The 6,567-nt window shown below is 47.4% G+C and carries 7 protein-coding genes and 1 pseudogene; 4 read left to right on the forward strand and 4 right to left on the reverse strand.

Annotated features, from left to right (window positions below; genetic code table 11):
• Positions 1–39: 39 nt before the first annotated feature.
• The 3 genes from LX24_RS12450 to LX24_RS12455 all read left to right on the forward strand — a co-directional run bounded on the left by LX24_RS12450 (position 40) and on the right by LX24_RS12455 (position 1,932).
• Positions 40–1,329, forward strand: a complete 1,290-nt coding sequence (locus LX24_RS12450; RefSeq protein WP_166512481.1) for a [Fe-Fe] hydrogenase large subunit C-terminal domain-containing protein — start codon at positions 40–42, stop codon at positions 1,327–1,329.
• Positions 1,330–1,413: 84 nt separating this feature from the next.
• Positions 1,414–1,539, forward strand: a complete 126-nt coding sequence (locus LX24_RS15200; protein ID WP_279233222.1) for a hypothetical protein — start codon at positions 1,414–1,416, stop codon at positions 1,537–1,539.
• A gap of 228 nt (positions 1,540–1,767) precedes the next feature.
• Complete coding sequence (locus tag LX24_RS12455) at positions 1,768–1,932, forward strand: hypothetical protein (RefSeq protein WP_166512482.1); 165 nt, start codon at positions 1,768–1,770, stop codon at positions 1,930–1,932.
• Here the strand turns inward: LX24_RS12455 and LX24_RS12460 are convergent.
• Both LX24_RS12460 and LX24_RS12465 read right to left on the reverse strand, forming a co-directional pair.
• Positions 1,929–2,510, reverse strand: coding sequence for a CPBP family intramembrane glutamic endopeptidase (locus LX24_RS12460; RefSeq protein ID WP_207706609.1), 582 nt, complete (start codon positions 2,508–2,510; stop codon positions 1,929–1,931). The two genes, LX24_RS12455 and LX24_RS12460, sit on opposite strands and share 4 nt — an antisense overlap.
• Before the next feature lie 330 nt (positions 2,511–2,840).
• A complete protein-coding gene (locus LX24_RS12465) occupies positions 2,841–4,100 on the reverse strand; it encodes a stalk domain-containing protein (RefSeq protein WP_166512484.1) in 1,260 nt (419 codons plus the stop codon).
• A gap of 435 nt (positions 4,101–4,535) precedes the next feature.
• Between LX24_RS12465 and LX24_RS15315 the strand changes: the two genes are divergently transcribed.
• On the forward strand, positions 4,536–4,628 hold the full coding sequence (locus LX24_RS15315; RefSeq protein ID WP_423244342.1) for a hypothetical protein: 93 nt from the start codon (positions 4,536–4,538) through the stop codon (positions 4,626–4,628).
• Between the two features lie 124 nt (positions 4,629–4,752).
• Here LX24_RS15315 and LX24_RS12475 read toward each other — a convergent pair whose 3' ends face one another.
• Both LX24_RS12475 and LX24_RS12480 read right to left on the reverse strand, forming a co-directional pair.
• Positions 4,753–6,291, reverse strand: coding sequence for an ISL3 family transposase (locus LX24_RS12475; protein WP_166512485.1), 1,539 nt, complete (start codon positions 6,289–6,291; stop codon positions 4,753–4,755).
• 40 nt (positions 6,292–6,331) lie between these two features.
• Positions 6,332–6,567: pseudogene (locus LX24_RS12480) on the reverse strand (Druantia anti-phage system protein DruA); the annotation flags it as partial.

The raw sequence follows: 6,567 nt of genomic DNA on the forward strand, positions 1-6,567 counted from the left end.
TATTACATATATTGACCAATATTATAAAAGGTGAGCCGAATGCCTGAATCAAAGTACGAGGAAATTTTTAAAAAACTGGTTAAATCAGCCTACCGCGGTGATATGGATAACGAAATGGCCAAAATTCGAGACGGCGACAGTATTACAGACCAGTATCTGCTTTATGCTGCGGGGGGTGGCGACCCCAATACAGTGGTGTTTAAAATTCGGGATTGCAGTGGTCATTGTGATGCGGGCGATGATAACTGTGAAGCAGCATGTCTTTTTGGTGCCATTGTGCGCGATATGGAGGGAAATGTGGTTATCACCCCCAACAACTGCACTGGGTGCGGCAGGTGTGTGGAGGTATGCAAACATTACTCGCTGGTGGATAAGAAGGAATTTGTGCCGCTGATAAAACTTTTGAAAGACCGCAAGGTGCCGGTTTTTGCCATTATAGCGCCTGCTTTCATCGGCCAGTTTGGCCCTGCGGTAACCCCCGGCAAAATGCGGGCAGCCCTGAAAAGACTGGGTTTTTATGGTATGGTGGAAGTAGCCCTTTTTGCCGATATGCTTACTCTAAAAGAAGCATTGGAATTTGACCGGCATGTCACCCGGGAAGAAGATTTCATGCTTACCAGTATGTGCTGTCCCATCTGGGTATCCATGGTTAAAAGGGTCTATAAGGACCTGGTGCCGCATATATCCCCTTCCGTATCACCCATGGTAGCCTGTGGCAGGGGTATCAAACACCTGCATCCCGGTGCCAAGGTGGTATTTATCGGCCCCTGTATCGCAAAAAAAGCGGAAGCCAAGGAGCCCGATATTAGAGATGCCGTGGATGCTGTACTGACTTTTCGGGAATTGGAGCAAATATTTGAGGCGGTGGGCATAAACCCGTCTGAAATGGATGATGACGAAAGCGAGCATTCCTCGTCCGCGGGTAGGATATATGCCAGAACCGGCGGGGTTAGCCGGGCTATTTCAGAAACGTTAAATAAATTAAGACCCGAAAGAAAAATTAAGATCCAGGCCATCCATGCCGATGGGGTGCAGGATTGCCGGAGAATGCTCAAAGATGTTTTGGCAGGCTATATTAAAGGGAACTTTTTGGAAGGTATGGGCTGTAACGGGGGTTGTGTGGGTGGGCCCAAGGTTATCATAGACCCGGTGGAAGGCCGTCAATACGTGGAAAATTACAGTAAAGAGGCCGGTTCCCTTACACCGGTGGATAATAAATATGTCTTGGAGTTGTTACAGCGCCTGGGTATTCATGATATGCATGATTTTCTGGACAGCTCAAAGGCCGCCATGTTCATTAGAGATTTTGGCGAGGATAGCTCCCGGTAAGTTTATATGCAGGACATTTAAACTTTGTTATATAATTTAATGTAATCATTATTATGCATAACAAAGACGGGGGAGGATTCGGCGGTGGAAAATAAAATAACTGCATATAAGTGTAAGGACTGCGGTATGATATTCTGGGCAAAAAAAGAAGATGAACCTAGATTTTGTCCATTTTGTGAGAGTGCTTTGATAATTGAACATGTTGAATAATTGCAACCGTGACAAACACCCGCCCCTTGTCTGGCGGGTGTTTTATTATGAACAACTATAATCATAGCTTATATGTACTATAGCAAATTATTTCTTGCCATAACCGCAATGCAGTGCTAATCTAGAAATAAAGATGCAACACATACTGTAACAAATATTCAAATTCCATTTCATCTATTGCATTTGATTATAGTTAAAGATGATAATAAATATAAGGGGGAATTATTAATGACACTGCCCAATAAAGTATGCCCGATTTGCGAAACCGAACTGAACAAAGATAACGTATCCAAAAAAGAATGGCTGCCGGAAAAACCGGTCAAACTGGACTACGCCGGCCGGGCCGTTTGCCAAAAGTGTGCCGATTGGATCGAAAATACTGAATGGGATTAAAAGATAAATACCCCGGCATTGCCGGCGGCATGGACTAATATAGAAGCAAATAAGCCGTATTTCAGATAGGTGAGGCTGTAAATGATGCCGGAAATAAAATAAAGCGCGAATGCGGCCGGTTCGGGGCCGTGTAATAAAGCAAAAATTGCGGAAATCGCCATCATCCAGACCCCGGTAAACAAAACCGCCCGGCCTGGCTTAACCGCCCGGCGCACCAATCCCAGGCCGATAAAACGAAACAGTATTTCCTCCAGTAGAGGGCCGAGTAATATAATTGATACAATCATAATTGCAGTGTCCCAGTTAATCACCGCCAGGTCCGGCACTTTGACCTGGCTTGCGCCCGGGGCAACAGCTATGCCGTATTGCCGGGCTAATTCCCGGTACCACTGAAAAGCCCGGCTTAGTAACAAACCCGCCATTATAAACAAAGGCGCGGTTTTATTTATTTTTTGGGCTTCCTCCAGCAATTCACCGGTCCGATCCAAGCTGACCAGCAGCAGTACGCCCAGCAACCCGGCCTGGCCCATCACCAGTTCAAAGGTTTCCCTTTTAACCTGCATACCTGACAGCAGCAACCCCAAAGCCCCAAGCGCACAAAGAAAAAGGCCATGAATTTTACATATTTGAAATCCCCTTCGGCGATTATTTTCATGTGCGATACTCCGTGAATTTCATCCTTATATGCAAGCCTTTTCAGGAACAAAACACCGTGAAAAAATTTCTTTCAGGCTTAGTGTCAGCGACCAGCTAGCGCGGCAAAGTTACCCGAAAGGGTACTTGCCGGTTGCTCTATAATTTTTACAAGCCTAAAAAATTTTTCTATTTTATGAAAAATGCAAAGGGAAAAAATAAACTTTCAAGAAAATACATATTATGGTTTGCTTTTGCCCATATTTTCCAACATCTTAACCCCTTTCCTGAATTGTGGTACCTATTGCTTTCCACATTTCATCCGAGACAACCCCCAACCGCCACAGTGCAATACCGTCCAGGTTATACCGCTTGGCAATACCAATTTTGGTTAAAATGCTTTCGGGATTTTCCGAAGGGACAGAGATACCCAGGACCAGTTTTTCTGCCGGAACCACGGCCCTGGCTGCCTCCACCGCTTGAACAACCATATCCACCGGTTCCGGCTTGGCACCGTAATCGTAAGCCATGATGATAATTCTATCGGCAATTTGCCCCAGTGCCTGGTAGTCATAACCCTTGTAGGCGCTGTTGGGGGCGTGTAAAGTTAAGGTCAGGGTTTTGTCCTTTGCTTGCAGTTGACCGGACAATAAGTCAACAAAGCTGGTAAAGCTGTTTTGTACGGCTTGCAATTGCGCGCCTGTATCCCGGTAGCCCAAACCTTCAAGATTAAGGTTAACGCCGCTGTAGAAATCGGCTTCCGCAGATATGTCTGCAACCGCCTGTTGCATGGCTGTCCGGTTAGTTAACAAGCTGGTAATGGTGCCGTCTTCATCGGTGACGTGAACCACCATCTCGGTGCGCAGGTTGTATGACCCGGCTGCGGCAAGCACATCCTCATAGCCGCCGGGGCGCTGCCAGCCCGTTCTGCTTTGGGTGAGCAGGTTGCCCTGCCCGTCGAGGCTGTACCAACCCAGGGCCAGCTCGGATACCAGTCCGGTGTTTCCGGTTGCCGTATGGGGGTACGGTACACCGAACAGGTTGGTCCAGCTACTGGTTTGTGTGTCGCCCAGGGCATAAAATCCCGTTACGCTCATCGGCTGCGGGGCGGAGGTGATTTTCACAGTATAAGTGGCATTATCCCAAGCCACCTGGCAGTCAAAGGCCTCACTGAAAAACCGCAGCGGGATCAGCGTTCTACCCTCCAGGTTCAGCGGCGGCACATCCAGGGGGATGGCGGTCTGGTTGCGGTAACCGGTATTGCTGTTCATTTGTAACCGGACGGTGTTTTTCCCGTCGGTGGCGTTAACTGTTTGTGCCGCGCCGTCCCAGGTGACCTGTACATCCAGCGCTTCTGCAATGGCCCTGAAGGGCACCAGGGTGCGCCCGTTTTGCATTACCGGCTGCACGTCGAAACTAACCGGTAAACCGTCAATGGATACGAAAATTTGTCTTTGTTCCTGGGCCGCAGCCGCGGGGGCGAAACCGCAGGCAGTAAATAATAACAACAGTATCATTAGGCATAGTCGTTTCATGATAAAATGTTTCCCTCCCTAATTAAGTTATTCAAGCGCCGCCGCCTTTTTGCCGGGTTGTGCTATGCCGGTATTGTACCATGCCGGAAATTAATGGTACGAGGCTGCCGGCTACTTTGTTTTGTTAATTGCTTAACTAAGTTTTAGACGCAGGTGTAGAGGCAAAAGTTTCTTTTTGGTTCATCAAAAAGGAGAAAGAATAAAAACGATAAATATTACATCCATATCACCATTGAAGAAGAAACCCCGGTTTTCTATCAAACCTGTGGAATAAGATTTCCAGGCCTATATTGCCAGGTGGTAAAAATTTGAGAGGGTTGATGGAGTTGAGCTTTTTACCATTTTGTTGTATGATGTCAACAAGAAAAAAGTGACTAAAGTCCTGAATGCCGCCAATACCAGAACAGGGTACAAAACTCGGTTTTTGAGGGTGAAATTTTCGAAGCGAATTTGAAAAAATTAAAGATGGAATTGGACAGAGTAATTGGTTCTTCCGCACTTTTGGTGTCAATAGACAATACCTATTGATAGTCCTCGTCGATATTTTTAAGTTGAAACAGTCAACTTGACAAAAAGCAAAGACAATTATCATTCATGACTTGACCAAGAAGAAAAACCAAGGTCAAACGAAAAAAAATAAAGAGAATTGGTTTTATAGCGCATGGATCACCCGTTTGCGAAGCAAATCAAACTTTGCCCTGCCATACATCATGCGTTTGATTAATTTTAGCCTATTATTAATTCCTTCCACTGGGCCCTGGCTCCACGGTTCGGTTAAACCAGCATAAACAGCACTGTAATCCTTATTTATGGAATCAGCAAACCGTTTGAGTTCCAAAATCCCGCTATCATGTACGGCTTTCAGCCATGCCGGGAGAGCACGTCCGGCTCGATGACGCACCATTGTGTGAAATTGATGGACCAGGGTATACCCTCGCTGCAACTCGGGAATACCCCCAAGGACTTGAGTCAACAGATTAGTTGCGCTTCGGGGCAAATCTTGTAGAGGTTTCAAAAACCAGTATTGCAGCCGGCGTGGTGCAATTGTTTTGGGGTATGTGCTACGTTGCCCGGTATCCCGGTGGATAGCATTCCGCTGCATTCTTATCCAGCGCGCCACAGTAGAGCGGGAGCCCTTGTAGCCCATGGCTTGAAGCTCTTCAAACAATATGCGGCTGTTGCGGCAGCCGGCAGCCAGGCGATTTTGGAGGTAGCTCAAGTAATTATCCAACAGCGTTTTGGAATGTTTACGCGAGGTCATCTGCGGGCATTGCTCTGCCGAAACATATTTGCGCACAGTATTGCGGCTTAAGTTCAGGGTTCGAGCAATATGCCGCAGGGACAGGCCTTGCTTCTTAAGATTGTGGATTTCCTCAAAACGTGCCTGCCGGTTTTGCTGTCCCCGGGTTAATACGGGTGCCGGAACAACCTCCTCGGTAACATGATCACGTACGTTAATTTTTGATATAAATTGTGATAATTGGGGTCGGAGCCGGTGAAACCAACGTTCCAGAGCTTCGCCAAGGTTCTTTAGCAAATGCCAACGATCAGCTACTTGTAATGCATTTGGCGCACCTTTTTTAGCTGCTTTAGCATAGGTCTGGGCACGATCACGGCTAATTATCTCCACACCCGGGTGGGCTTCCAACCAATGTTGGAACGTATATCCCTGCCGGTCAGGTAACAGGTCAACCACTTTATGTGTTTCCATGTCAATGAGAACAGTCCCGTAGGTATGTCCTTTCCGCCAAGCCCAATCATCGACACCTAGCACGCGCGGGGTAGATAGCTCAGGGTCCGGAGTGGCGCGGAGAATGCGTAAAACAGTATCTGCACTGATAGATAACCCTAAATCGCGGGCCAGACGGGCAGCGGCCTCTGCACTGGTGGTATAGCCCAAAGCAGTTACTGTTTCAGTAAACCGTGTGGTGCGCCGTCCGTAAGCCGGTACCAGTTCCGGTACTCGCTCGCAGAAAATCTTTTGCGGACAATCTGCATTAACACAGGCGAAGCGGCGGGCAGTAAAACGGATTACCACCGGGATACCGCACCAGGACATATCGTTAATAGTTCTTTCGTAATGGCTTCTGGCCTTATTTGAAACTTTACCGCAAAAAGGACATGTTGCCGTGGGTCTGGTCATCTCCATCACCAAATGAATGGCCTCGGTTTCCTGCTTTATTACGACCAACTTGAGACCTGGACTGAAGGTATAATCTGCCATGATTTACTCAACTTTTTATGAGCACCTTCCTAAAATTTTTCGCCAGTGGGTAAACGTAAATGTCCTTAATAGGCACCCGGGAGGAGCTATGGCGGCGATCGTTGCGGCCTCGCCCCTGGGTTTTACCTACATAAACCCAGTTGGCAGCCTGATAACTGATACCCTGAAAGCGGCGTGCTTCAACAAATGTTTCCAGTAAGTAGACAGGGTGACCGTATTTAGCCAACCAGTCACCGCTTATCC

Source organism: Desulfallas thermosapovorans DSM 6562 (genome assembly GCF_008124625.1).
Lineage (GTDB): Bacteria > Bacillota > Desulfotomaculia > Desulfotomaculales > Desulfallaceae > Sporotomaculum > Sporotomaculum thermosapovorans.

What these genes read in the sequence shown, in the direction of transcription:
- LX24_RS12450 (WP_166512481.1), top strand. Translation starts at nt 40, where the DNA reads ATGCCTGAATCAAAGTACGAGGAAATTTTTAAAAAACTGGTTAAATCA.
- LX24_RS12455 (WP_166512482.1), top strand. Translation starts at nt 1,768, where the DNA reads ATGACACTGCCCAATAAAGTATGCCCGATTTGCGAAACCGAACTGAAC.
- LX24_RS12465 (WP_166512484.1), bottom strand. Translation starts at nt 4,100, where the DNA reads ATGAAACGACTATGCCTAATGATACTGTTGTTATTATTTACTGCCTGC.